27 protein-coding genes and 1 pseudogene are annotated in these 24709 nt (G+C 51.7%); 4 read left to right on the forward strand and 24 right to left on the reverse strand.

What is annotated here, in order from left to right:
• The 16 genes from C4542_02140 to C4542_02215 form a co-directional block, all read right to left on the reverse strand.
• Complete coding sequence (locus C4542_02140; GenBank protein ID RJO62782.1) at positions 1 to 1725, reverse strand: peptidase M23; 1725 nt, start codon at positions 1723 to 1725, stop codon at positions 1 to 3.
• Positions 1722 to 3095, reverse strand: a complete 1374-nt coding sequence (locus tag C4542_02145) for an ATP-binding protein (GenBank protein RJO62783.1) — start codon at positions 3093 to 3095, stop codon at positions 1722 to 1724. Before C4542_02145 ends, C4542_02140 begins: the two co-directional genes overlap by 4 nt.
• Before the next feature lie 65 nt (positions 3096 to 3160).
• Positions 3161 to 3424, reverse strand: coding sequence for a hypothetical protein (locus C4542_02150; GenBank protein RJO62784.1), 264 nt, complete (start codon positions 3422 to 3424; stop codon positions 3161 to 3163).
• A gap of 136 nt (positions 3425 to 3560) precedes the next feature.
• On the reverse strand, positions 3561 to 5546 hold the full coding sequence (locus C4542_02155; GenBank protein ID RJO62785.1) for a hypothetical protein: 1986 nt from the start codon (positions 5544 to 5546) through the stop codon (positions 3561 to 3563).
• A gap of 30 nt (positions 5547 to 5576) precedes the next feature.
• Entirely contained in the window at positions 5577 to 7421 is a 1845-nt protein-coding gene (locus C4542_02160) for a DUF87 domain-containing protein (protein RJO62786.1), read from the reverse strand.
• Entirely contained in the window at positions 7414 to 8127 is a 714-nt protein-coding gene (locus tag C4542_02165) for a hypothetical protein (GenBank protein RJO62787.1), read from the reverse strand. The genes C4542_02160 and C4542_02165 overlap by 8 nt, the downstream gene beginning before the upstream one ends.
• A gap of 2 nt (positions 8128 to 8129) precedes the next feature.
• Positions 8130 to 8426 (reverse strand): hypothetical protein, encoded by a 297-nt coding sequence (locus C4542_02170; protein RJO62788.1) that lies wholly within the window; start codon positions 8424 to 8426, stop codon positions 8130 to 8132.
• A 24-nt stretch (positions 8427 to 8450) separates the two neighbouring features.
• On the reverse strand, positions 8451 to 8795 hold the full coding sequence (locus C4542_02175) for a hypothetical protein (GenBank protein RJO62789.1): 345 nt from the start codon (positions 8793 to 8795) through the stop codon (positions 8451 to 8453).
• Between the two features lie 22 nt (positions 8796 to 8817).
• Positions 8818 to 9348 carry a hypothetical protein gene (locus tag C4542_02180; GenBank protein RJO62790.1) on the reverse strand — a complete coding sequence of 177 codons (531 nt, stop codon included), beginning with the start codon at positions 9346 to 9348 and terminating at the stop codon, positions 8818 to 8820.
• 71 nt (positions 9349 to 9419) lie between these two features.
• Complete coding sequence (locus tag C4542_02185; GenBank protein ID RJO62791.1) at positions 9420 to 9713, reverse strand: hypothetical protein; 294 nt, start codon at positions 9711 to 9713, stop codon at positions 9420 to 9422.
• A complete protein-coding gene (locus C4542_02190) occupies positions 9707 to 10213 on the reverse strand; it encodes a metal-dependent hydrolase (GenBank protein ID RJO62792.1) in 507 nt (168 codons plus the stop codon). Before C4542_02190 ends, C4542_02185 begins: the two co-directional genes overlap by 7 nt.
• Positions 10214 to 10771 carry a recombinase gene (locus tag C4542_02195; protein ID RJO62793.1) on the reverse strand — a complete coding sequence of 186 codons (558 nt, stop codon included), beginning with the start codon at positions 10769 to 10771 and terminating at the stop codon, positions 10214 to 10216.
• Positions 10772 to 10825: 54 nt separating this feature from the next.
• On the reverse strand, positions 10826 to 11170 hold the full coding sequence (locus tag C4542_02200; GenBank protein ID RJO62794.1) for a DUF86 domain-containing protein: 345 nt from the start codon (positions 11168 to 11170) through the stop codon (positions 10826 to 10828).
• Positions 11167 to 11454 (reverse strand): hypothetical protein, encoded by a 288-nt coding sequence (locus tag C4542_02205; protein RJO62806.1) that lies wholly within the window; start codon positions 11452 to 11454, stop codon positions 11167 to 11169. Before C4542_02205 ends, C4542_02200 begins: the two co-directional genes overlap by 4 nt.
• A 108-nt stretch (positions 11455 to 11562) precedes the next feature.
• Positions 11563 to 12672 carry an HD-GYP domain-containing protein gene (locus C4542_02210; protein RJO62795.1) on the reverse strand — a complete coding sequence of 370 codons (1110 nt, stop codon included), beginning with the start codon at positions 12670 to 12672 and terminating at the stop codon, positions 11563 to 11565.
• 188 nt (positions 12673 to 12860) lie between these two features.
• Entirely contained in the window at positions 12861 to 13745 is an 885-nt protein-coding gene (locus tag C4542_02215; protein RJO62796.1) for an HNH endonuclease, read from the reverse strand.
• A gap of 136 nt (positions 13746 to 13881) precedes the next feature.
• Here C4542_02215 and C4542_02220 point away from each other — a divergent pair, with 136 nt between their 5' ends.
• A complete protein-coding gene (locus tag C4542_02220) occupies positions 13882 to 14073 on the forward strand; it encodes a hypothetical protein (GenBank protein ID RJO62797.1) in 192 nt (63 codons plus the stop codon).
• Between the two features lie 168 nt (positions 14074 to 14241).
• Here C4542_02220 and C4542_02225 read toward each other — a convergent pair whose 3' ends face one another.
• The 5 genes from C4542_02225 to C4542_02245 all read right to left on the reverse strand — a co-directional run bounded on the left by C4542_02225 (position 14242) and on the right by C4542_02245 (position 20400).
• Positions 14242 to 15237 (reverse strand): helix-turn-helix domain-containing protein, encoded by a 996-nt coding sequence (locus C4542_02225; GenBank protein ID RJO62798.1) that lies wholly within the window; start codon positions 15235 to 15237, stop codon positions 14242 to 14244.
• A 275-nt stretch (positions 15238 to 15512) separates the two neighbouring features.
• Positions 15513 to 16595: a transposase gene (locus C4542_02230; GenBank protein ID RJO62799.1), complete on the reverse strand. Its 1083-nt coding sequence runs from the start codon at positions 16593 to 16595 to the stop codon at positions 15513 to 15515.
• 159 nt (positions 16596 to 16754) lie between these two features.
• Entirely contained in the window at positions 16755 to 18980 is a 2226-nt protein-coding gene (locus C4542_02235; GenBank protein RJO62807.1) for an ATP-dependent RecD-like DNA helicase, read from the reverse strand.
• A gap of 94 nt (positions 18981 to 19074) precedes the next feature.
• Entirely contained in the window at positions 19075 to 19899 is an 825-nt protein-coding gene (locus C4542_02240; GenBank protein RJO62800.1) for a hypothetical protein, read from the reverse strand.
• A gap of 108 nt (positions 19900 to 20007) precedes the next feature.
• Complete coding sequence (locus C4542_02245; GenBank protein ID RJO62801.1) at positions 20008 to 20400, reverse strand: XRE family transcriptional regulator; 393 nt, start codon at positions 20398 to 20400, stop codon at positions 20008 to 20010.
• A gap of 205 nt (positions 20401 to 20605) precedes the next feature.
• Between C4542_02245 and C4542_02250 the strand changes: the two genes are divergently transcribed.
• Positions 20606 to 21049, forward strand: coding sequence for a helix-turn-helix domain-containing protein (locus tag C4542_02250; protein RJO62802.1), 444 nt, complete (start codon positions 20606 to 20608; stop codon positions 21047 to 21049).
• Complete coding sequence (locus C4542_02255; protein RJO62803.1) at positions 20976 to 21494, forward strand: ImmA/IrrE family metallo-endopeptidase; 519 nt, start codon at positions 20976 to 20978, stop codon at positions 21492 to 21494. The genes C4542_02250 and C4542_02255 overlap by 74 nt, the downstream gene beginning before the upstream one ends.
• Here the strand turns inward: C4542_02255 and C4542_02260 are convergent.
• The gene (locus C4542_02260; GenBank protein ID RJO62808.1) at positions 21435 to 21914 is read right to left on the reverse strand and encodes a hypothetical protein; all 480 of its coding nucleotides are present in this window, start codon (positions 21912 to 21914) and stop codon (positions 21435 to 21437) included. The genes C4542_02255 and C4542_02260 overlap by 60 nt on opposite strands.
• Before the next feature lie 76 nt (positions 21915 to 21990).
• Here C4542_02260 and C4542_02265 point away from each other — a divergent pair.
• Positions 21991 to 22215: pseudogene (locus C4542_02265) on the forward strand (hypothetical protein).
• Between the two features lie 24 nt (positions 22216 to 22239).
• Here C4542_02265 and C4542_02270 read toward each other — a convergent pair.
• Together C4542_02270 and C4542_02275 are read right to left on the reverse strand one after the other, a co-directional pair.
• Positions 22240 to 24561 carry a glycoside hydrolase family 65 protein gene (locus tag C4542_02270; protein RJO62804.1) on the reverse strand — a complete coding sequence of 774 codons (2322 nt, stop codon included), beginning with the start codon at positions 24559 to 24561 and terminating at the stop codon, positions 22240 to 22242.
• 24 nt (positions 24562 to 24585) lie between these two features.
• The coding region (locus C4542_02275) for a glycosyltransferase family 4 protein (protein ID RJO62805.1) at positions 24586 to 24709 on the reverse strand (124 nt) is incomplete at its 5' end.

The raw sequence follows: 24709 nt of genomic DNA on the forward strand, positions 1-24709 counted from the left end.
TCACGGCCTCGCCACCATCAGCGGGTCTATCCAGGTGTTCCTTTCCAGATCCAGCACCCCGAAGTGCAGGTGCGCCCCGGTCGAACGCCCGGTGATGCCCACGCCTCCGACCTGCTGCCCGGGTTGCACGGACCAGCCGACCGACACGTCAATACTGCTTAAATGAGCATAGACATAAGTGTGGCTGCCGTCCATGATTTTTATGTACATTCCGTATCCCCGGCTGTGGTCGTTCGGGTCCTGCCACCCGGCGTGTTCAACCACGCCGCCGGATATGGACACAACAGGCGTCCCTTCCGGCGCAGTGATATCAATCCCGTCGTGATGCCTTAATTCCCCGGTGATCGGGTCTTTCCGCCAGCCGAAGTACGATGATATCGCGGTGTGTCCCGGCACCGGCCAGGCCGCCGGGCTCTTAAACCGTTCCGCCAACTCCCATATGGGCTCAGCATACTCTTTTCTGCACCTTTTCAGCGCGTCGTCCCCGCGAAATCCCCCGTAGAAAGCCAGCACGCCCAGCGTCCGCTCTTTCCAATCCGGACCGTCCCAGTCTATGTCTTTTAGTCCCAACCCCTTCAACATGCACGCCCCCACCATTATCTGAGCCCTTGGGTTGTTTTTATCCAGGTTTACGTCGAAACCCAGAAGCGGGGCGTAATACTGCCAGTTTTCGGGCGATACCTGCATCAACCCGTAACAGTGGGTCTTGGGGTTCTCAGCCTGCGGGTTGAAGCTGCTTTCCTTAAAAGCCACCGCCGCCAGGAACCACCAGGGTATGCCGTACCGCTGCTCCGCTTCCTTAAAATAGGGAAGCAGGTCGGGCGGGATCATCGCTTCCGAGGCGTATTCCGACGGCGAATACTGCGCCAGCAGCCAGTCCAGCCATTCCTTACGCTCGTTGAAGCCATTCCCGGCTTCGACAACCATTATGCGGTTCAGCGCCATGTCGTCGTCCGGCTTTAAGTCATAGAACTCTTTCAGGTATTGCTCCAGGCGTTTCCACTCGGACAGCGTCTTTATATCCTTCAGTCGTTCGTATGTTATTGTGTATGTATTTTCGCCTTCACCATGGGTCTCCGTCACCCATTCGTAGTGATACTGGTAATGTCCGAATATGGTGTAAGCCTCAATAAGAAGGTAGACTTCATACATTTCGCATCCGTCCTTGCCGCATACCTCCACTAATGACTTTTTATAGTAGAAGTACGGGTGGATGTCCTTGGCCACTTTTTCTCTTATGGTATCCGGTATTCCAGGCTTATTTTTTACATAAGCCCAATACAGCGACGTGGCGTGGACCATGCCCCATTTTAGCTTCAGTTTCTGATCGTTTCCGTAGCGGTCCACCATCTGATGCAGGTTCCCTACGCCTTGGCCGGGGTAATACGGATCTTGGGGGGAACTTTCATATTTACCGTTTTGGCCGATTTCAACGGTTTCTCTATTGACGAGCCAGGTATCTTCCACGTTATACTTACTGCAAAGATTTTCATACTTCTGCTGTATGGCTGCGTCTTCCGGCGACGGTTCCACGCCGGTCAGCGCCCTCTGCGGCGTCATGGCGGCGTATGTAGCAGCGATGAGCGTAGTCACCAGCGCTGCCGCAATAAGCAACATTATTATGACCGGCAAATAAGGAGCAAGTAGAAGCAAAAGCTTTCTACCGGCTGCTTTTCCTATCGTTTTAGCCGCGTTCTTAGCCGCGCTTTTAATTTGATTCTTCATAAAAACCCCTCGCTTTCCCTGCGCCTCGTTTTCCTGTCCGACCGCACTTTTACCGTTACGGCGTGCTTAACTGTTTCATGAGTCCCCGAGAGCAAGCAGGTTCCCCTCGGCATCTTCGGTATTCTTCTGAACATATCTTCAGTTATGTCAGCTTTCACTCCCTGCAGCGACGACAACTGGTCCGGCTCAAGCGCAAATATAAATCTTGTGTTACACTGAGAAATGGTCTTTTTATCTATATCCAGCGGGTTTTGGGTCACCATTACGACGCATATCCCATAGTGCCGGCCAATCCTTACGTTTTCTCTGATGACTTGCTTGCAAGGCGATTCCCCCTCTTCCGGCGCCAAAAGGTGTGCCTCATCTAATACCAGAACGTAAGGCGGGACTTTCTTGTCCAACCGCAGTTTCTGTAACTCACGCAGCGTCGCGCCGGTCACCAGTTGCAACTGGAGCAGGTCAAGCCTTGAGCAATCTACATTCACAGTTAAGCCTTTTTTTACGAGTCCGGCCCAGTCAAGCTTCTTTCCCATCACACCGAGGAAATCGTGCCTGCGGATGGAAGACTCCGCGCGCGACGCCGCCATCCGCATCTGGTAGCCGTCCAGCCCGAGGGATGGGGCGTCAGACTCCATCTTTCTCAGGAGGTCGGCCAAGTTGAACTCCGCCCTCCGGCCTTCGGCTACCTCCCTTTTGAGCGCTAGAAACGAAAAATTGAAGAGTTCATAACCCGACGTACCGCGCAGAGACGCCGCCAGTGCCACGGCTTCCTCATTTGTAAGAGAAGACAGTTGTACCGTATAGTCCCGGCCCGGTCTTACAACTACGCCGCTTAAGTCTTGTGCCAGGTTTGTATACTCGTCCTGGGAGTCTATCACAACCGCGGGTATCCCCAACCGCGACAGCTCTTCCAGGATTATCCCCACAGTATACGATTTTCCGACGCCGGTAGTTCCACCGATAAACACATGTCGGATCAATATTTCGGGCCTCAGCAAGACGCTACACGCTCCGGACTCTCCGATATAAATAGCCCGCCGGCTGTTTTCACCAAACCCCACCGCCTGCGCTATAACCTCCCCTCCTGCCACGTGGACCGACGCTCCCGGGCGGGCGGGTTCTTTAGGCTCGGACAGGGATATCGCTCTCCCTTCTTCAAAAAACTGCTCCAATGCGCTTGCTTCATACATGCTTCCGGACGCCGTCCTGAAAGCGTTGATTACCCGGCCCAAAACAAAAGAGTTACTATTTACAGGAGTGGTAACATACGAACCCGGCGGCAGGCTTTCGTTCGACTCAAACTTAAACACATCAAACGTAGCGCCTTCTTTGACAACGCCGACGGCGCTTGCTTTAAGTTTCATTATCATCACCTCAAAAAAAGAAAGGGCCAGGAAGACCCGGCCCTTTCTTTTTGCTCTACTGAAATACTTTTTTAGCGAGCAAATGTAACAATGGGCATCTTCGGCGCTTCCGGCATCCTGGGCACGCCGTACCCCGGCGGGTTAACCGGCTTCGGCTCTATTATGGGCAGCGGAATTGGGTCCGGCCACTCGCCCGGCGGTATTCCGGCGTCATGCGCGTGCGCGGCTAACGGCAGCGCCAACAGCGACACACATAACATAAGCAGCAATATTAGTCTCATTTCTTTCACCTCCTTTTTAACAAAGAAAAAGCCGGGTACGCGCGTACCCGGCAATTGTAGAATCCCCAAATTGTTACCCTTGCCCCCTACAGAGATAAGCCCTGGCTTCAGTCAGAGGCGGCTGACTCTCTTTTTTGTGGATTTTGCTCCGAGATTATTTAGATTTGCAACACCCCTTTTTCCTAATTTCCTACCTGTGCCTATACCCGTCCAGCGACGGCTGTTGTTTCGGCTGCGACCACCTCTCCGCAATCGCTGGGGACAACCCCGGCGAAACCACTTCCGCCCCCACTACCGTCGCTGCTCTGCCTATACTGCGCGCCGCGTCTTTTCCGCCGGTTACCTGTTTAAAGGCTTCTTTTACGCCAACCCCTTCTTCCTTTCTTACTTTGGCCGTTTGATACGCCAGGCCGCCCACGGCGCCAACGGCGCGCCCGGCGGCGCCGCCCACCGCGGATGCAAGGTTGACCATATGTTGTCCTCCCGGTACCGCCGCGAACATCACCGCAGCCGGCGCCGCCAGCGCCTTCGCCCCCGCCGCGCCGACCGCCCTCGACGTACTCACCACTTGCGAGAGCCTGGCGCCCTGCGCTCCATAAAGATTTTGCGTCGCCGAACCGGAGCCAAGCTCGCCCAATCCTGACGCGCCCGAAACGCTCGTTCTTGCAACACCGACGTTGCCGGCCGGCCCTGACGATACCGTCGTCGAACCGGGGCCAAACGCGCCGAACGAGCCGCCGGCAGGCGATCCGCCGGGCGGACTTATCGGAGGTGGAGACGGCGGCGCTTCGCGCCCTCCAAGCGAAAGACCGCCGGATGGGCCTCCGCTGGGCGGCTGAACCGGGTGTTTTCTTGGGGCTGCCGTCGAGGCAAGCCTCCCCATCCCGACCATCGCGCCGAGCCCCAACGCGCCCATAACCTTACCCGCCGCGCCTGATTCGTCAATGCCGGACATGCGGGTGAACAGTCCCTGCACCGAGTTCCTGAGCATCTCGGCTATAGGAAGCAATATCATAAGCCAAACGAGAAGTTGAAACCAATTCTGAACATCGCAAAATGTTAAAAACAATAAAAAAACAAGCGCGTAAGCGGTCTGCATGAAAGCGTTTGACAATAACTCCCCCAGCCATATCCCGGCCGCGTTCACGTTCTTGTTCATGGCCCACATCCAGGCCATTATCGGCGTGAACACGTAGATAGCCATCAAAGCGTACTTGCGGATCAAAAACAGTATGTTGAGGTGAAAAATTATCCCACATAATATCAGCTTTACGATAGCCGTCGCCAGGACTGACCCGGTTATCAGGCCCTTCATGACGCCGCCCTGCAGGCTTACTTCTTTTAAACCGCCTGCGCCTATATTCAGCACATTTTCAGCAACGCTCAACATGCTGCCCACCATCGCGATGTTGACGCTGAACACCACGTAGAAAAGTATCGGCGCGGCGGCAATTATGAACAGCGCCCATACCCACCTCCACATACTCTCTACGGCTTCCGCCCGGTCGGCTGGTTTGAAGGCAGCGGCGAAAAGCTTAAAAGCCGTCATAATAATTGCTATCAGCAAAAGGGCGCCCATCACCGCGGACATCCCTTTGTACCAAACGTTCAACCTGTCCCATTCGGTGCGGGTAAACGGAGACATTTCCTTGTCTTCTTCCGAAACCCCGATATTGAAGATAAGTTTATCAAGAGATTTCAGGTCAGCCCCATTCTCAAGCCACTCAAAAAACACGACGAAGCCGTTTACCACGCCGGCTATGGCTCTTTCCAGCATTCCCCCTTCGTCCTTCGTCGGCCTTCTGGGTTTCTCGGGCACGCCCGCGTCCGGCGGCGGTACGTCTGGCGGTTTATAAGGCTGTACTTCTACATCCGGCGTAAACTTCCCGACTCCGTAATGCAGTCGGTAGTAAAGCGTTTCATCCGGGTCGGCGGTTCTGTCTGTGTACGAGCCGTCCACCTGCTGCACTTCGGCGATATCAACATGGCCGCCGCCCGGTCTCAGCGAGCGTTCGATCGTAAGCGTCTTACCCTGCTCCCCGTCGGTCCAGGTCACGGTAACACTCCCGTCCGGGTTCCTGACGGCGCCTGTTATCGACGCTGCGAAAGCCGGCAACGGAGCGTTCAGCGCAAACAAAAATACAAGTATTAAAAATATCACTTTTTTTCTACTCATGAAAACAATCCCGACCACCTCCTTTTTTCCTTAAACCGCGCTTTCCCCCGGCGTCGTCGTAACAAATGGCTGCTCGTACTGCGTAAACGATATCCTTACCGCCGTCGTCGCCCCGGCCAGGGACAGCAGGCATTCCCCAGGCACGAAATCTTCCAGGTAACGCCTCGCGCCGGATGCAAGGTGGAACGCTTCGACCACATCGTCTATTACTGTAGGCGATTGCCTCAGCAGCATTATCGTCGCGCAGTTGGAAATTACCGCCCTCCCTTTCTCGCGTCCCAGGAATTCTTCTATGTGCTGGGACGCCACCAGGAGAGAGGTGTTATGTTTCCTCCCCCTGCGCGCCACTATTTCCAGAAATTCCGCCGACTCGTTATACTTCATAAACATCCATGCCTCGTCAACGACTATCCGCTTTCTCACGTGTCGCTCTTTCTGAGCGAATTTCTGCCACGCCCATCCCAGCACCACGAACGTCGCGTAGAACCTGGTAAATTCGTCCCTGATGTCGCTTAAGTCAAAACACACCACCGGAGCGTTCAGATTGACGCTCGTCTGGCAGTCGAACATCCCCAGGCTTGATCCAGCCAGAAACGGTTTCAGCAACACCGCAAGGTCGCTGCAACCCGGTTTAGCGATCAACCGTTTATACAAATCCGACAGCGTCGGCATTTTTTTTCGCACCGGGCTAATGTAGTGCTTGCCGTCTTCCGATTTCCCTCCGGGCTCGTAGAGGCTGTCGGGGTTTGATTTTATTCCCCGGAAGTCGTACTCTTCTCTCAACGACTCTTCCAGCATCGCCGCTTCGCGCGGGTCCAGCCCTCGGCCGGCGGAGTTCTGGACCACCGCCGAAAACAAAGCCCTTATTTCGGATACTTTGTCAGTTATATTTATAACCTCGCGGCCGTCCTTCTCTTCTTCCGTCTCCAGATCCAGAGGGTTTATCCCGGTTGGCCGGCCCGGAGCAATTTTAACCACTTCTCCGCCCGCGAGTTTTTCCACCATGCTCCGGTACTCACCTTCAGGGTCGATTATGACCGATTTAATGCCGACCAGCGTTGACCTGGCAACAAGAATTTTCAGCGCGGTGCTCTTTCCGCTGCCGGAGAACCCGAAGCAAGCCATATGCTGGTTCGGCAAATGCGGAGGGCCGATGAAAGAGTTATAGAACACCGGCGCTCCGGTGAACATGCTGTACCCTATAAACACCCCTCCCGGATGCGAAAGGTCCGGGTTTGATACGGGCATCATGGCCGCCACGCCTCCTGTGGTCAGGTTGCGGTTATAGTCCTGTATAACGAGGTTTCCCACCGGCAGAGCGCTCTTCAAGCCATCGACCTGGCGCATCACCAGAACGCGCAAGTACGCCGAGTTCCTCGCCAATATATCATCTAATATGTTGCTTTTTCTTTCGAGTTCTTCTTCAGAAAAAGCGTGCAGCGCAATAACGACGGTGACGTAAAACATGCGCTCCCTGTTCGTTTGGATCGCCGAACGCACGGACTCCAGGTCGCCGATGACGTTTTCCAGGTAAGGCAAACGCAGGATATTACCGGCCTTCATGTCGACCACCCTTTGCGCCTGAGCTGAAGCAACCTTTTCTGTTAGCTTGTACACTATCTTCCGGTCAGGGATCGGATCAACATGCACTGAAAGGTCCACACTGCCGAGAGAAAATATTCTATCCAGCCAGGCGACGCTAATTTCTCTGGGATACACTGTCAAAACATAAACCCGGCAGTATTTGGATGCGCCTAGCGCAAGCATATCGAACCGCTCTTCCAGTCCGTCCGGGCTGAACAAATCATGAAGCCTGGGCACGTTTTTTTCTATATCGATTTCTGTTTTTTGAGGTTTCTTAAACGCCTTAAACATGGTAGAATTCCATCCCCCCTGCCGCGACCAGTTCCGAGGGTTTAACCGTGCGACCGCGGTTTAATATTCTGTGAAGCAAGTCAACTATTTCTTCCGTTCTCAACATTTCCGCCGTCACGCCGGCGCGGCTGAGCGATTCCATAAAAACGCCGGCGCGCCTGATCAACTCCGCCCTTGTCCGTTCAAACGGTTCTATCGTGTCGTTCATTATAACGACGTAGCTTCGCCTGCTATAAACAGCCCTGTCTTGCATTATATTTTCAAGGCTGCTTGCTATATGCAAGGCGTACTCTTTCAACTCCGCCGGAGCATTGCCGCCTGTGCTCTCATATATCTCAGAAATTGACTGCTTTGCGTCAACCATTTCAGTTGTGACAATAGTTTGTATTGGAAAACCGAGCGCAAGCGATAGCGACATTAGAGCGGATTCAACCGAATGCTGCTCAGGCTCTGACATGAGATGATAATCAACCGACCCGACACGTATTACTGCCCGGTACCGGTTTCCGGTTAAAAGAATTACATCGTTTTTTATGTCTTCTATGTCCCATAGTTCTTTCAAATTTAACTTTTTATTTTTCCTTATTTTAACGTTTGTCGGGTTTGCCGTCCTACCTCCGGTGGCCTTGTTCTCGGCTACTTTTTTTAGAAAAGGCGTTAACGCGCCCACCAGGATTGCTAGAATCACAAATATTATTCCGACCAAGTTTAATCATCACCCCGCAAGACAAACTGTTTTCGGCGGCGGCAGTAGTTGATTAGCAGCACTACATACCTATCGAGCTTTACGGAGTAAAGCTCTACAAAAGCAAGCGATACTCCGGCTACGGCAAACGGCGCGCTCAAAAAAACCCTGACCGGCAACGGCAGGGTTTTTGGTAAAAGCAGGACCAACACCGTTAATATGACGCCTATTAGCATATAGACAACTTGACGGACCGAGAATATACCGCCGAACGTTTTTTCCTCCTCGTTCAAATCAAGCGGGACAGGGAAAAACCGCATTACTGCACACCGTCCTTTCTGAAGTTATTGCAGCTTTTGGCCGATGCCCAGTATCGCTCCAGCGACGAACATGGCCGCCCCGAGGATTATCCCTCCCAAGCCGACGTAGAACAAACCGCTCATGGCGTCTGCTTTACGGTCGGGATTTATGCCGCTGAGCATCATCTTTATTGCTATCAGACAGACAGCTAAAAACAATATTGCGCCGCCGAGCGGCATGCCGATGGTTTTGACGATTTCAGCTATTTTGTCTCCCAGCGTTGTCGCGTCAACCGGTGTCACGGGCTCGGCATACGCTGCGGCGGCGAAAGGCATGGTCAAAACGTAAAACCAAAAAGCGCGGCAAAAGATGTTTTGAATGTTAAACATGTTTCATTGACTCCTTTCTTTTTTAATTTTCAAATTGACCGGCGAAAGATTTAATCAATCCTAAAATTACAGGTATCAAAAAGTAAACCAAAAGTCCAAATGCGCTCATTAACAACCCTCCGAATCCTACGCGCTTTACTAGACCGATTCCGAACAATCCACCAACTGCGAGCACGGCAAGGCTAACCAACATACCAAATATGGCTAGCTGGACTATTATACTTCCCAAAGCCACGTTCGCGCCGCTTATTATGTTTTCAACTTTCCCGACGAACTCTCCCGGAGATACGGGTTTAATTCCAAAGTTTCCGTTTGTTGCAGATGAACCTTTTTGGCTTTGGCCTCCATTATTGGGTTGGATTTTTTGAGGCAATCGAGTCTCTTCTTTCCCGGCGTCGCTCTTATCAACAGCAGTTTCAATAACAGCCGGCGGCGGGGCGCCTTCCGCCCGCTCTTCGCCATAAAAAAGCGCGGCTATCAGGATTGCGATTAAAAACATTTTTGCTGCAATCAAATTAAAGTTCTTATAGTCTATTTTCTCCAGACAAATCAACGTTTTCACCCCCTTCCGCTTTATCCCTCTTTGTACTCCCCCGTTGCTACTAAAAAAGAGAGCCGGCGATTTTACGACGGCTCGGATTCACAAATATGTGTGCAATTTGCCAGGCATTGTATCCGGTGGGCGCTTTTGTTCAGCTGCTCCACCGCTGAAAAAAACGATGTTTTCGTGGTCGCTTGTTCCAGGTCGCAGATTGAGGCTTTGACTGCTTTGATTGCTCTTTCTGCTTCTCCATCTCCGAGCACGGGGCTCCAGCCTGCCGCTATTCTTACCGCTTCCATGACGGTTTTCGGGTGATACTTGTCATACAGGGTTAAGACCTTTTTTCTGAGTTCGTCGTCGATTGTGGTTTTCACCAAAACAACCCCCTCCAAAAAGAACTAATCAGAACCAGAAACACCAAAACCAGCGCGGGCATCACCACCGTTCTTTCCAGCAATCCTCCGGTTTGCGCCAGAGGCAATCTTATCCTCAGCGGCAGGGGCCAGAGCCAGGGAACGCCGGAGTTGGTCAGGGTGTCTAAAACCAGGTGAGATAGATACCCTGCCATGAAAGCAGGTATCATGCTTTGGATTATTGCAGCCGGATACCATTGACGCAGTAGAAAAGAAATCAGCAAACTAACCGCCAGAGCCCCTGCAATTGAATGCATAGCCCCCCTATGCCCCATTGTGTTCTCAAGCACCCAGGGCGCGACCGGAACGTTCCTGCTTATCATCGATTTCGACGAGTCTATATCCGGCAGGAGAGCCGCTGCCGCCGCAACGCCCATTGTTATTAACTCTCCGCCCTGGCCGGTGTACCTTGAGACAATCAGTCCGGCGGTTAAGCCCGCTAAAATATGAGTACGGCCAAGCATTTAATCACCTCTCGGCAAAAAATCTAAATACCGCATGAACCTCACTTCGATTAATCCGTTTTCACCGGCTTTAACCGAAGCGGGGCCTGTTTTTGTTTTCCACGCCTGCCATCGCTTCTCCAATTCAGGAAAAGGGAGCACGAAGAATTTTTGCAATTCCCAATACGCAATCAGGAGAAATGAAAAAGCGCCGGTTTCGGCGCTGTCTTTCAGGTATTCGTACTGGTGATCTTCGAGCTTCGGGAGGGGCCATCTGTCTCCCCTTGCCACCTCTTTCGCGTCGAAGGATAGGGGAATTATTGCCTTCGGCGAATTAATGTGCCCAAGGAAGTCCACCGCAGATTTTTTGTCCACTTTGGCGGACATTATTTTGCCAGAACGATCTCTTATGGGCAACCATTCTGTCGGCACTTTATGGATCAAAGCGATTTTTTTCTCTCTGTATAGTTGGTTGGATGATATGATCAGATCCTCAAGTGTTTTACCGCGATTGGCGTGGTTATTTAAACGGTTTTGTTTTAGCAAATGTGAATCCTCCCTCCAAAAAAAACAAGTCATAAGCTCGAAGGTGTCTCGAACTCATGACTTGTTGACCTTTTTAGGATTATGCTATTAATCCATCTCTTGAAGGATAATCTTGATTTGTTTAAGCAATTCAGGAATGTCTTCGATAACTGTTCCCCAAACTTCTTCTAAGTCCACCCCAAAATATTCGTGGATCAAGATATTCCTCATTCCTGCTATTTCTCTCCACGGTACTTCTGGATGTTTTTCTTTAAGCTGGTTCGACACACTCTTGACCGCTTCTCCGATTACCTCGATTTGTCTGATTACCGCTTCCTGAAGCATCTTGTCACCAAGAAAGCCTTCTTTTCCCTTGCCAGTGACCCATTTCGAAATTAAGCCGGTGCTTTCTAAGACGTGGTTAAGCCGCACCTTATCGCCTTTTTCCTTCACATGATCACCTTTTTTTCCCGTAATACTTCTTCTCGGAAATAATGGGACAAAGCACCTTCCGTTACCACGTCCACATCTTTTTGAAGAGATTCCCTTAACTCGTCAATTATTCTGGCGCGGGTGAGGAGTGATTTCCTAACACCAGGAGCATACTCAATCAGGACATCTACGTCGCTGATTTCGTTTTCTCTTCCTTTCGCGTGGGAGCCAAAGATAGACGCCCTTGCTACGCCGTGCCGCCGCAATATCGGGACGGCTATTTCTTTGATTTTTTCTATATCCATAACATCCACCCCTGGGAATATTATACCCCAGGAGATTGCCGCATTTCCAGTGTTTTGAACCAAAAAAATCTTCCTTTCTTCGCGGTTTTTTTGATATCCCTGATTACTTTACCCTCGCGCCTGCACCGTCTTTTTCCCGTGAGCAGCCGCGTTGATTGTGTCTGTTTCTTTACTTGCCAGGTTCCGCAACTCCTCCGGATGCATAACATCTGCAATAACAACGCTTATGTTAGCCCTATCCAGCAGATCAATTTCTTCGCCTTCAACCGTTTTGACTACCGGCCTGAAGGGCGCAACATTCAACTTGCACACGACCCCGGCCAGGCCGTTGCTTAACCTGACCATCGAACCGACAGGATACGGCGTTACGCATTCCAGGAAAGCGTTTACCACTTTAAAATTAAACATAAAGCCGCCGGAAGCCATTATCATCTCGTAAGCTTCGTGCGGCGGCAGCGCTTTCCTGTAAACCCTGTCTGTGGTTATTGCGTTGTAAACGTCGGCGACGCCGCATATGGCGGACATTTCATCGATTTTGTCCCCCTTCAAGCTGCGCGGATAGCCGCTGCCGTCGTACCTTTCGTGGTGGTTCAGGATAATCGCCGCGCTTTGTGAACTGGCGTTGCGTATGTTTACGAACATCTGGCGCCCGTACTCAGGATGTTTTTTAATCTCGGCAAATTCATTTGGGGTTAATTCGCCCGGTTTGTTCAGTATCTCCGCTGGTACCTTTACTTTGCCTATGTCGTGGAGCAGGCTACCCACTCCCAATCGAAGCAGCTTGGGCTTTGGGTAGCCCAATTTAACTCCTACCATGAGCGACAGGATGCACACATCAACCGAGTGGGCATACGTGTAAATATCACACGAGCATATTTCAGCCAGGCTCCCGGCGACTTCTTTACCGGAGAGGATTTCCTCGACTATTACTTCCACTGATTTCGTGATTTCGACCAATTCCGTTTTGCCGGTTTTAACAGCAACCTCGTCACAACGTTTGAACGTCCATTCGCGGACGACGCCCATCATATTTCGGCGCACTTCGTCGGTTATAACGTCTCTGTCGCCTTCAAAGCTGATGGGGCCGTTTATCTCGACGGCCAAGACCCCGTTGCGGCGCAGCGACATTATATTACGCGCCGTCAATACCGCTCCCGCTCGCAGGAGCAGTTCTCCGTTTAAACCGAAAATGGGCCGGGAAAGCTTCATGCCCGGCATAAGGAATGAAGTGGATAATCTCAACTTTTCTTCTCCTTCCTTTTGACGGGCTTTGCTTAAGCCGCCCGCATGTTTTTTTAGTTAAAAAAAGAGCCCGGACTTAGCCAGGCTTTTCGTGATAGGGGTTTATGAAAATCGTCCCACAATGGATGCACTTGACCGCTTCCCGGTCGCGCATGTCCCAGGAGCTATGCATCGTTTTCCCGCATTTGGGACAGGTCCACTGTACCATGACAAACCTCCTTTTCTTGGAAAACATCCTTTAATTTTCCTCGGAGCCATTCAGCTCCGGCTCCTCCTTTTGCAAGCACTTTCTTGGTTTTCGCGAATACATTTTTTGCTTCTTGAACTTCTTTTTCTTCCTCCACTCTCGCGAAATGTTCCGCAGCAGATTTTGCTTCATCCCCTGCCTCCTCTTGTAAAATTGCTTTTCTCATCTCTCTGGTGCTCATCTGTTCACCGACCGCCCGGTTTATCCATTCAACCGGGCGGTCGGTATTTGCCGCAACGCGGTGGTGATACCAGCTTAAATCGGGTACGCGCATACCTTCGTCGGGGAATGCACGGTGGACTTTGACCAGTTCCCGGACCTGCGCTGCGCTCGCGCCTACCTGTGAGGCTATCCAACTAGCTTTCACACCTGTTTGGAGCATGGCGTCCAAAATCTGGCCTTTGGCCCACTTGCACTCGCGCTCTTGTTCCTCCAGGCTTATGTACGCTTGAATGAGTTCTTCTATGGACGGTTCTGGTGGTTTTTCTTTCAGGACAGGGAAGGTGTCAGGGATGGGTAGGCCGGCGGCGACGCAAACTTCTTCTGGCGTTATGTCCTCCCGGCCGGCTACGATTTGCGCTAACTCCAAGCGGTCGATTTTGTACTCCTGGGCTTGCCGGTGGTGTTCGGCGCAAAGGTTGATCAGATTGGGCCTGATGTCGCGGCCGCCGGAGCCTCTGGTTTTTATGTGGTGGGGTTCGCCGAAAACGGGCCGGTTGCAGCCGGGGATCTCGCAGTCTCCCGAGCGGACGGATTGAATTATCTTTCTGCCGGCGGGTATGCTTTGAGCCACTAAAGACATGTACATGCACTCCTTTCTGAAGCAGTAGGAAAGATCAAAAAAAGCCAGGTTTGTTTCAGCTTGGCATCCAATAGTCATCTAAAAAAGATTATGGGCGCCGGCATAACCAGCGAATGCGCCAGTGGATGTTCGGCAGATGTTCAGTTTGCTCAAATACAAGCTGGCTGCCCGCAAGATTGAGATGGTGTTGGTCGGGGAAGAGAACACTTCTTCCACCTGTCCGGCGTGTGGCATTAAAGCTGAGGAATCCAGCAAACCGGTAGACGCCGGCCCAAACGGCGGGCCGGACCCCTCTACAGGACAGCGTTGCCGTCCTCCCCATGGCTGAAGCCAGGGGGGAGGACGGCGCGTCATGATAAGGGGAGTAGCGGAAGAACTGGGGATAGAAATTTCACCCGACCAAGTGCGGTTTCTGTCTTTCTTTCAGTTCCCTTTTCTTCGGGAATTGACCAAGCGACACTTCCAACAACGCCCTGTTCTCCAGATCCACATTGCCTTACGAAAGGTACAGAGACTTAATTATCTCCCGCTCTTTCTCGCTGTACCTGTCCTCCGTTATCCGCCGCTCCGCCGGCCTGCTCTTTTTCCCCGGCCAGTTATTGCGGGTCTGCCTGCGCGATTGATTTGACCCCGGAACTCTCCTGTAGTCATTTTTGAGAGCAGAAATCAGCCACCCGACCACGTTGTTTACTTCGGAGACATACTGCAGAAGGCGGAGTTTCTCCTTAACCTTGACAATCCCGTAGCACAGGGCAAGTTTTCTCAGCACGTCCTCCGGAATCTCCGAGGCGCAAACAGCCTTTACTACACTCTGGAGATCTCTCACCACGTCAGCCTCCGTTATTTGGACAGCAGGTGAGTCTACCTTGTCATCCTCTTCACTGTCTGCCTCCATCGAGACAACTGGAGGCTCTTGTGAATCATCCCCTGTCCTTTTAGTGTCAGCTGAGAGGCACCTTCTGGCAGTCAGTGTTTTCTTCTCTGGCAATTTGTGGCAGTCGGGGCTCTCTACAACAACATTATATTGATCTGAGTCTTTTTTGTCGGAAAGCTCTTTCCGGTTTTGAACGGAACATCCTTTCCGGTCCGGACCGGAAAGCTCTTTCCGGTCCTTGCAGCACAAGGCTTGCAGCCTGCCGACTTTTGAAATATCGTTAATGTAGTAAATATTTGTCTGGTTTAATCCCCTCTGCGTCCACGAGATCAAACCATATTCCCGAAGTTCGTCGAGATATTTTCTTATCGTCCTGTCGGTGCATCCAGCCACCTCCGCCAGTTTTTCCTGACCGGGAAAACATTCTTCCTTCTGCCAAGCAAACATTAAGAGAATGGAGTACAACGCTTTTGCCGGCAAAGATAACCCCGGCGCGGCTAAAATTAGGTTGGGGGTAGCTACGAAACCCTTTTTTAGCACAGGATCAAGAATTATCAACGTTTTTTCGCCTGTTTTCTTGTCCACAAAAACCACCCCCACCAAAAACAAGCCGGGCACATATTTATCCGGCCCGGCTTCTTCGATTCATTTGCATATTATCTAATTCGTTTGACGTCCTCCCCTGACTGAATTCAGAGGATTCCCCGGGAATTACGTACCCTTTTCGGGTTCGCGCCCGGTTGTGGTCGGGATTCAGCTCCGCCTGTACATTTCTGCCGGGCTTCACCGCCTCACCCATTGGGCCGCGCCAACACGGCCCGCCCCGGTCGGTTCAAAAGACCACTTGCCTTCTACCCAACCGGGCGGCGACACTGTGACCATGCCGCTAAGATTTACGCCGCCAGGCCGCTTATCGCCTGGGCTATGTTGTCCGCGGCGTTCGCGTCGATGTGCTTGATTTTCTTGCAGCGGGGGCATATGAACCACCGGCCTCTGGGCCTGCTCTCTACTACTTCTCCGCACCGGCTGCAGGCGACGCTGGTTTTGTCCCGGTTGACGTACTCTACCGCTATGCCCGCAAGGGCTGCTTTATACTCGACGAACTGCTGCAACTGGTAGAAAGCCCAACTGTGCAGGCTCCTGCCGGGGTCTTTTCTCTGTTTCCGGCGCTGCTGTTTTGTCCACCGGACGCCGGTTAAGTCTTCCAGGTGGATTTTTGTTGCTCCTTGAGTAATTGCAAAGTCTATGAGCGCTCGGCTGATTTTGTGGTTTACATCAGTCACCCAGCGGTGTTCTCTGTCGTCAAGTTTTTTCAGCGCCCGGTGCGCCCCGGCCTTCTGGAGTTCGCGCCGCAGGTTTGCGTAACGCCGCCGGACGTAAGCCAGCTCTCCTCCGGGGAAGAAAAGGGTATAGCCGGACACGCTGGCTACCAGCAGGTCGATTAGCCCCAGGTCTACGCCCATGATTTTCTCAGGCTTTTGCTCTTGCTCGACAGCGACGGTCATTGACAGGTGGATATACCAGCTTCCGCCTTTCTTTACCAGGTAAGCAGTTCCCTGCCTGGCTTCGCCTGACAGCAGCCTGTCCAGGCGCTTTTCCTGGTATGGTTGGACCACAACAGGTACGCCTACTCTTTTTTCCAGCGTGGGAAAAGACGCTTTCCAGACGGCTCCGCCATCTTGGGATATTTCTTTTTCCACCCGGAAGTTCTGGCTGTTAAAGCCGGGCCAGAGATGCTTGAATTTCCTGGCCTTCTTCTTTGAGCAGATGTCCCGGATGGCCTGGTTCAAAACGGCTGACGGCAGGGGGCCGGAGTATTCCCCGGCTTGCTTTGATGTTCTGGGTCGTAATTCCTTAACCAAACCAAGGTATGTGTTGGCAAATTCTGTGCACCTGCCTGCCATCGTCTGGTACACCTCTTGTTTGGCCTGCGTGGGTTTGTACAGCTTGAGTTTGAGTGTGGTTACCTGTTCCATTTCTCCACCACCTTCTACATACAAAGCAAAAAAGATACCGGGCTAACGCCCGGCGCGCCTTATATCCCCACGGCTGAAGTCGGGGGTTTTACGGCGCGTCATGATAAAAACCACCCCCACCAAAAACAAAACCGGGTGGTATGCGCATACCACCCAGCTTTATCGCCCCGCAACCATCCCCTGTCCTTCTCCAGATGCGGCCCTTGCTTCTCTCAGTCTCTCTTTTAATCTGGTATTCCTCTGCACCGGCTTATCATTTTTCACCGCTATCGCCAGCGCCTTCTTCGCGCCGACCATAACGACTTTTTTTTGCGCCCGGGTTACAGCAGTGTAATAAAGGTTGCGGCTCAACATAATATAGTGCTGCGTGCTCACCGGCATGATAACCACCGGCGACTCGCTCCCCTGCGCCTTATGAATTGTTACTGCGTAGGCCGGCAGCAGGTCTTTCATTTGACCATTGCCATATCTTACCTCGCCGGCATAGGGGTAACTAACCACTAGGGATATTTCTCCGGTCTCCACTCCGCCTTCGTCAAATGTTTTTTCGATTTTATCGATTATACCGATATCCCCGTTGGAGACGTTTGCCTCCTTATTATTTCTGGTCTGCATAACCTTGTCGCCAACCCGGAACACTGTGCTTCCATATATTACCTCCGGCTTTGCGGCGGAGGGCGGGTTAACGGTTTTCTGGATAAGAACGTTTATTTCCCTCGTTCCTATCGGTCCCCTTTTCATTGGTGACAAGACTAAAATGTCGGACATTTTATAGCCCAACTGCAGGAATCTCACGACGCTTGCCAGGATGACCCTGGCAATCTCCTCCGGCGCTTCTTTTTCTATGAAGTAAAAGTCGCCTTTGGAGTGGTCGGCCGCCGGAATCCGCCCGTTCAAAATGCGGTGGGCGTTTGTGATAATCTGGCTCTCCGCCGCCTGACGGTGCACTACTTTTAATCGCACCGCCGGGAGGCCGGCGTCAATCATGTCTCTTAAGACGTTTCCTGGGCCGACCGCCGGCAACTGGTCGGCGTCTCCCACCAGTAGCATTTTCGTGCCCGGTTTTACGGCGTCGAACAAAAGGTTCGCAAGCTGCAGGTCGAGCATGGAAACTTCGTCCACCACCAGCAGGTCGCACGGCAGGGGGTTGTTTCTATTGTATGCGGGTCCCTCTCCCGGGCGTATGCCCAGCATGGAGTGTATCGTCGACGCCTCCATGCCGGCGACTTCGGCCAGCCGGCAACTCGCTCTCCCGGTCGGCGCGGCCAGCAGTATTTCAGCGTCAGGTTTTAGCTTCCGAAAGGTTTCAAGGACGTATTTGACCGTCGTAGTTTTACCTGTGCCGGGGTTGCCGGTCAGGATGAGCAGGTTTTCCCCGAGCAGCCTTTCAGCCGCTTCTTTCTGCTCTGCCGTGAGCGTTACCCGGTATCTCAACTCAAATTCCTTCGACCAGACCGGTACGCGCATACCATTCCGGGCGCTCCCGGCGCGGCAGAGAGTTTTGACCCTCTCAGCCGTCCGCGCTTCGGCCTTGTGCAACCAGGCAAGGTATACCGCGTTGCCTTCGACAACCATCTCTAATTCCCTTACCATTGTTTTCAGCGCTGTTTTGACATCGCTTTCTGAAACATCTTCGGCGTCTCGATTGAGCAGTTTCAACGTTGAGGCTATGTGTTCATCAAAAGGTAGGTAGCAGTGCCCCAATCCCCAGCAGGCTTCTTCGAGGACGTGGCGGACGGCGGCTTTGATGCGGTACGGCGAGTCTTTCGATACCATCGCCTTTACCGCTATTTCGTCGGCTCTTACGAAACCTATCATGTCCATGTCCATCAGGCAATAAGGGTTTTGCCTGATGCGCTCAACCGCGAGGCCGCCAAAATGCTTGTATGCTTTCTGCGCCATTTTGACGGTCAACCCCAGCGGCGTAAGCCGGGCGACGACTTTCTGCATTTCGTAGTTTTCCAGTAAGCTGGTGTGAATTGCTTCAGCTTTTTGGGGGGTTATGCCCTTGATTCCTCTAAGGACATCCGGCCCTTTTTCCACAATCTCGGTTATCGCGTCCGAACCGAGCCTCTCGACTATCCGCTCCGCGCTCACCGGGCCGACGCCTTTCACCAGGCTTGACGATAGGAACTCGACCGCCTGCTCCGCCGTGGTCGGCATCGGCCTTTCCCAGTGTTCGATTTTGAACTGTTTGCCGTGTTTGGGATGGTTTTCCCAAGTACCGTTTGCGATTATTTCTTCGCCTTGTTTTACGCCAAACAAAGAACCCAAAACAATAATATCCTGGGTTCTGTCACACATGATGTTGTCGCACATGACAGCGATGGCGAAGTCGTCGTTTCGATAAATAAAGCGGCGGATTGTGCCGCTGATTTGCTCCAGGTTTACCACCCCTTCCTTTTTTTGCTGCAGGCCGACTTGCGCCACCTGCAAAATGTTTTTTTACTTAAAAAAAAGAAAACCCGGACGAACCGGGTTAATCTTTTACGTTTGAAGCGGCGAAAGCCTGTTGAAAATACTGCCATGCGCCGCTTTCCATTGCGAGATATTCTGTTTTCTTTACTTTTCCGGCATCGTCAACGACGCAATCGATGTTAACGTACAACCTCTGCGGCCTGTAGTGCTCGATCTCTTCCGCTACATCTCTTTTTTGCTCCGGCGTCATACAAACCACTTTTTTACCTGACGATAACGCCAGCAGTCGCTTTAATGTTTCCGCGTTGCGTTTGAATATCGCCGGCGTCCTCAATATTTTTCCCGCCGCCCGCAAACTAATTTCAGCCAGGACTTTTTCTTCCGAAACCGGTTCATTGTAGTTTGAGAAATAAAACCTGGCTATTCTGACATTCGTTGCATCTGCAATGAATGTCTTTTCTTTTTCCAGTGGCGATAATACATCAGGAATAACTATATTTTTAATATCAATTTTCTTATAATCGCACACGCTTACGTTCCGTCGCTTTAATATCTGCCTTATAGCATTCTCGCTTTTTCCTATCCTGCCGGCAACGGCTTTAACCGTCATACCGTTTCCGGCCAACTGCAGGACCTGATATTCTCCCACAGACATGCGTGTTGTGGGAACATCTTCCATAATACCGGCTATTTCTTTTGTTGTTTCCCAACATATGGAAGATTTTTGCACAGAGGTATTGCGTCGGAGGTATTTTGGGTCATTTTTGTTACCCCCCCCGGTTGCTTCTTTTTTGTTTTTGATTCTTCTAATCTGTTGCTTCGTATGGTCTACGCTTATTCCTATCTTTTTCGATATTATTTTTGAACCGTACCCCTCGTTTAACAACCTCTGTATTTGTTCTTGTTGAGAGCTTAATATTTCCAAGGGTACGTTTAGCTCCAAAGCACCACCAACCTTCTTTAATAGATTGGTTAACGAAGCAATTAGAGCGTTTTAGGGAGGCTTGCGAGGAATTGTTTTCCTCCTCCGGCGCAGAAACCTCGTTCTTCGCCGGGCAGCGTTAATTGCCGCCGGAAGGCTTTGTTTCCCCCGGTTTTCTTTTTCTTTCAGTCCCCTTTTCTCTTCGGGCGGTTCGCCGAAAACGGGCCGGTTGCAACCGGGGATCTCGCACACCCCTTCGGCGGCTATGTACAAATCGCCAATGGATACTCCCAAGATAGAAGCGATGACTGGAAGCTGTTTTGCTTTTATTTCGCAGCAGCCGGTTTCCAGGCGGTGATAGCTGACGCACGACTGGTAACCCAGTTTTTCGGCAATCTCGCGTTGCTTGATTCTTTTCCTCTTACGTATCTCTTTTATTTTTTGCAGGTCAACCTCGTAAACCAAGCCGAAAACCTTCTTTCCTGGCGTTTTCTCGATGTGAGTTACGCACAGTGCACCTACAATTTAATTATAGGTGCACTCTAAGCACATGTCAATACCTTTTCACTCACTCTGCGTAACTTTTTATTTACAAATTTATTTTTCTGATATATAATTTACAGTGTGCGTAATTTTTACTTAAACTGAAAACGGGAAAGGAGGAACGCCCATGGCTAAAGATAAAGAACAACAAAATATAATTTTCGGCGAGCGATTGAAATCTGCGCGTCAAAAAAAAGGATACATGCTAAAGGAGTTGTCCGCAAAGGTCGGAATTTCTCATGCAACACTTTCCCGATATGAGGCCGGTAAGTATAACCCGGACGTTAAAATACTTAACAGACTTGCGGATTCGCTTAATGTTTCAATTGATTATCTCTTCGGCCGCACTGACGACCCGGCGCCGCGGCCGGCGCAGGCGATACAGCTAATAGACATAGATCAGGCGCTAACCGAGGTTTTCCAATCGACGCACATCATGTTCGATGGAAAACATCTCCATGAATTTAACAATGATACGGTTGAAGACGTAAAAACTATTGTTACTGCATATTTGGGGAGAAAAGCGCGGGAGAAGCAGGAGAAACAGGGGGGGCACGCGAGTGTTCCATAAAATATTCGCCATAGTAAAATCGGTTATCTCCCGGTATGGATTATTGCCGCCTGAAGAGTTAGCAGGTGGTTTCAATGTTGTCACCTTAGACGTAAACACAAAACAGGTGAGGGGATGTTCCATGACTATCGCGGGCAGGCGGCTCATCGCTTTGAATTCTTCGCTGTCCAATCAATATCGCAGGGGCGTGCTGCTTCATGAGGTCGGGCACTTCTTGTTGCACCCCGGCGTGAATCGTTTTTTCCTTGAACGGTCTACATTTTTCCAGCCTGGAAGGTATGAGACCGAAGCCGACCTGTTTGCCCTCACTTACCTTTTGCTTTGGAACAGGGATGGGTTTGAGGAGTGCGGTTATGACGTTTTCCGGTTCGCGGAGTGTTACGGTTTATCGCGCCGGGCGGCGGAGGTCGTTTATGGAGAGGTGGAAAAAAATATTTTTTCGTGAAAAACAAAAAGCGGTCAGCCCGAAAAAGGTGACCGCTTTAAGCGTTTTTTGCCCTGTAAGCCTTGGTATTTCTCGCTTTTTCGCGTAGGGTAGTGTCATGGGTGGTATAGGCACGCCGATGGAATGACCGCCGCCGAGAACAACCGACACCGTCGGTTTGGATATGCCGGCGATCATTTCGGCAATAGCCAGACCGGCTTCCACGTCACCGCCCACCGTGTTGAGCAGGATCAGCACCCCTTCCACCTCCGGCGACTGCTCCAGCGCCACCAGTTGAGGGATCATATGCTCATACTTGGTGGTTTTGTTTTGCGGCGGCAGAACCAGGTGGCCCTCGATCTGGCCTACGATAGTAAGACAGTGGATGTTGCTCTTTACCTCCGGCATCCCAACAGCGCCCATCTCCTTCATCGCTTCCATTGAACTTTTAGAATGACCGGTTACTTTAACCCGCTCCGGGTCGGCTTTCCGGTCGGGATTTTCAGGCTGATCCGGCTCCGGTTCCGGATCCACGTCCGGATCAGGCAAAGGCACAGTTTCCGGTTCCGGCACAATTTCCGACGTAAACAATAATTTTAACCCCCTCCATCATTTTAACTCTTTTTATTATGCTTTTAACAAAACAAAAATACACAGGCAATTGCCTGTGCCCGTGTATATATATTCTATTTTATTACAATGTGGGGGCTGTCCACCACAACGCCGTCAATGTCCCAGATAAAACCCACACTGATTGCCAATTTTATCACCTCTTTACGATTATTTCTTCACCCGGCCCTAAGAAATACTTTTTACCATAAATTTCTATATCAAACCCCGGATTCCTTGCTTTCGTCTTCACTATAAACACCTTTGTCGTGTCTTTTGTAACAGCAAGCTCGACAAGCGTCTTTTTAAACCAGAGCCGCAAAGCAAGCCGGCGCCACTGCCGGGGCAAAACCGGGTTTACTTTCAGCATGCCGTCCGGCAGCGCTATACCGGCAAAACCGTACCCGATAATCTGCCATACTCCGCCCAGGGCCGCCGCATGGATGCCGAGGTCCGTATTGCCGTACAGATCGACCAGGTCGGTCTTAGCCGCCTGGATAAAATAATCATAGGCCCTTTTCTCATCGCCCAGTTCAAGGGCAATTATGGCGTGGCTGGAAAGACTCAAGCTCGACTTGTGCGTCGTTCTTTTTATGTAATAATCGAAGTTTATTTTTTTTACGTCCGGCGAAAATTCACCTGAAAACAACTGCAAAAGCAGGATTACATCCGCCTGTTTGACCAGTTGCGTCTCTTTTACTTCAGCCAGGCTCACCCCGGCAGGCCAGACCGGCATGCCGTTCTTATCCAGTTCAGTTATGGTAACATCCTTTTTTTTAAAGTAGCCCTCAAACTCTTCAATCAGGCCGTCAGGTGAAACGAGAAAGACAATCCTTTCGGCCGTCTCCCGCCAGGCGTCGACTTCACTACCGCTCAGCCCGATTTTTTTAGCGATAAAATCAAGCCGGCGCGGACGGCTCTTTTGCAGGCGGTAATAGAGATCGGCCGCGTACCTCAAAACCCACCGGGCCAGGGCATTGGTATAAGAATTATTATCCACACACTCCTGAAACTCATTCGGGCCGATGACGCCCTTGATTTCATAGCACTCCCCGGTCCGGTCGTAAGAAACCCGGGAGGCCCAGAACCGGGCGGTTTCAAAAACCATTTCGGCGCCGTACCGCCACATGAAATCGTCATCGGCGGTGGCCCGGTGGTAAAGGGAAATGCCGTAAACTATATCGCCGGCGATGTGGTGCTCTCTCTTGGAAGTATGCACCGGTATTACCGTACCGTCAAAATTGACCCACGTCTGCGGCGTTTCGTCCCGGCCGCCGGCCGCCGATTCCCACGGCCACAGGGCGCCCCTGTAGCCCTGCGCCCGCGTCCCTTCCCGCGCTTGCGGCAGGCGGCGGTACCGGTACAGGAGGAAATTTTTCGCAACTTCCGGCTGGGTAAACACAAAAAGGGGAAGCACGAAGATTTCCGTATCCCAAAAAACATGCCCCTTGTACCACTCGCCCGACAGGGTCTTGGCTCCCACGCTCACATCTATGTCTGCCGGAGGAGCCGCCGCCAGCAGGTGGTAGATATTGAAGCGGACAGCCTTTTGCAAAAAACTATCCCCCTCGATTTCGACGCCGGAATGCCGCCACCTGTTTTCCCAGGCATGCACGTGCTTTTTAAACAGGTAAGCGAACCCCCGCCTTCCGGCAGTTCTTAGCTCGTCAAGACAGGCTTCCTTAACCCCCTGCTTTTTTTCGCGTGAAGTATACAGGGAAAGATACACGTCAAAGCGGTACTTCTTTCCCTTCCCGGCCTTAAAAGCACACTGCCTCCCGGCATAATCCTTCCCCATAAGGTTCTGCCACCCGGCCCGCGCTTTTAGCCTGGCAGCCTTCATGTCTAAAGCAGCGGCAATGCCCAGCGCAATCCCGTAGTCATTTGTCTTCGCTTCCAAATATACCGCTTCGCCCCCGGCTTCGAAAGCCTCCGCCCGCGTCACGGCATAATGCTTGATCGGACTTCCGACGGCCTGCCCCGCGTTTTCCGTCGTCCCGTCGATAATATGCCGCACAATCACCTGGACGTCACCATCCAGCGACCGGAAAGAAAAGGCCATTGCTCCCGCGTGCATGTCAGAAAGGCTGAAAAAGCGCACTGACTCGTACTCGTACCTTTTGTCCCCGTCTTTAAAAACCGTCCGCCTCCACAGGGCCGCTTTTTTTAAATCCAGTATGCGGTGGTGTTCAACAACCTCCATATCGTCCACGGAAAGCTTTCTACCGCCGGCACATATCTCCACCCGGACCGGGTTGGGCGCGTTTACAAGCTCGTAAGACTGTCCTGCGCCGCGGTCATATACGCCCGCAAAGTAAGTGCCCGCGCAACCTTTTTCGCACCCCTCCTCCAGAATTCCCCTCGACCCCAGGTAGCCGTTTCCCAGGGTGAATACTGTTTCCCAAAACCCCATTCTTGCTGTCTCAATACTATCCCCGGATATGGTCCATCCCTCATCTGACGATAGTCTTAAAAGCATACCGCACCTCGTTCAAGAATAATTTTACGACAGAGCTTTCATATACATCTGTTCGTAAGCGGCCACCATTGCCTCCGACCGGAACATTTTGCCTACCCTTTCCCGGCAACGCCGCGGGTCAATTTCTTCCACCCGCCCGGCTGCCTTT

Source organism: Dehalococcoidia bacterium, from assembly GCA_003597995.1.
Classification (GTDB): Bacteria; Chloroflexota; Dehalococcoidia; order Dehalococcoidales; family UBA1222; genus SURF-27.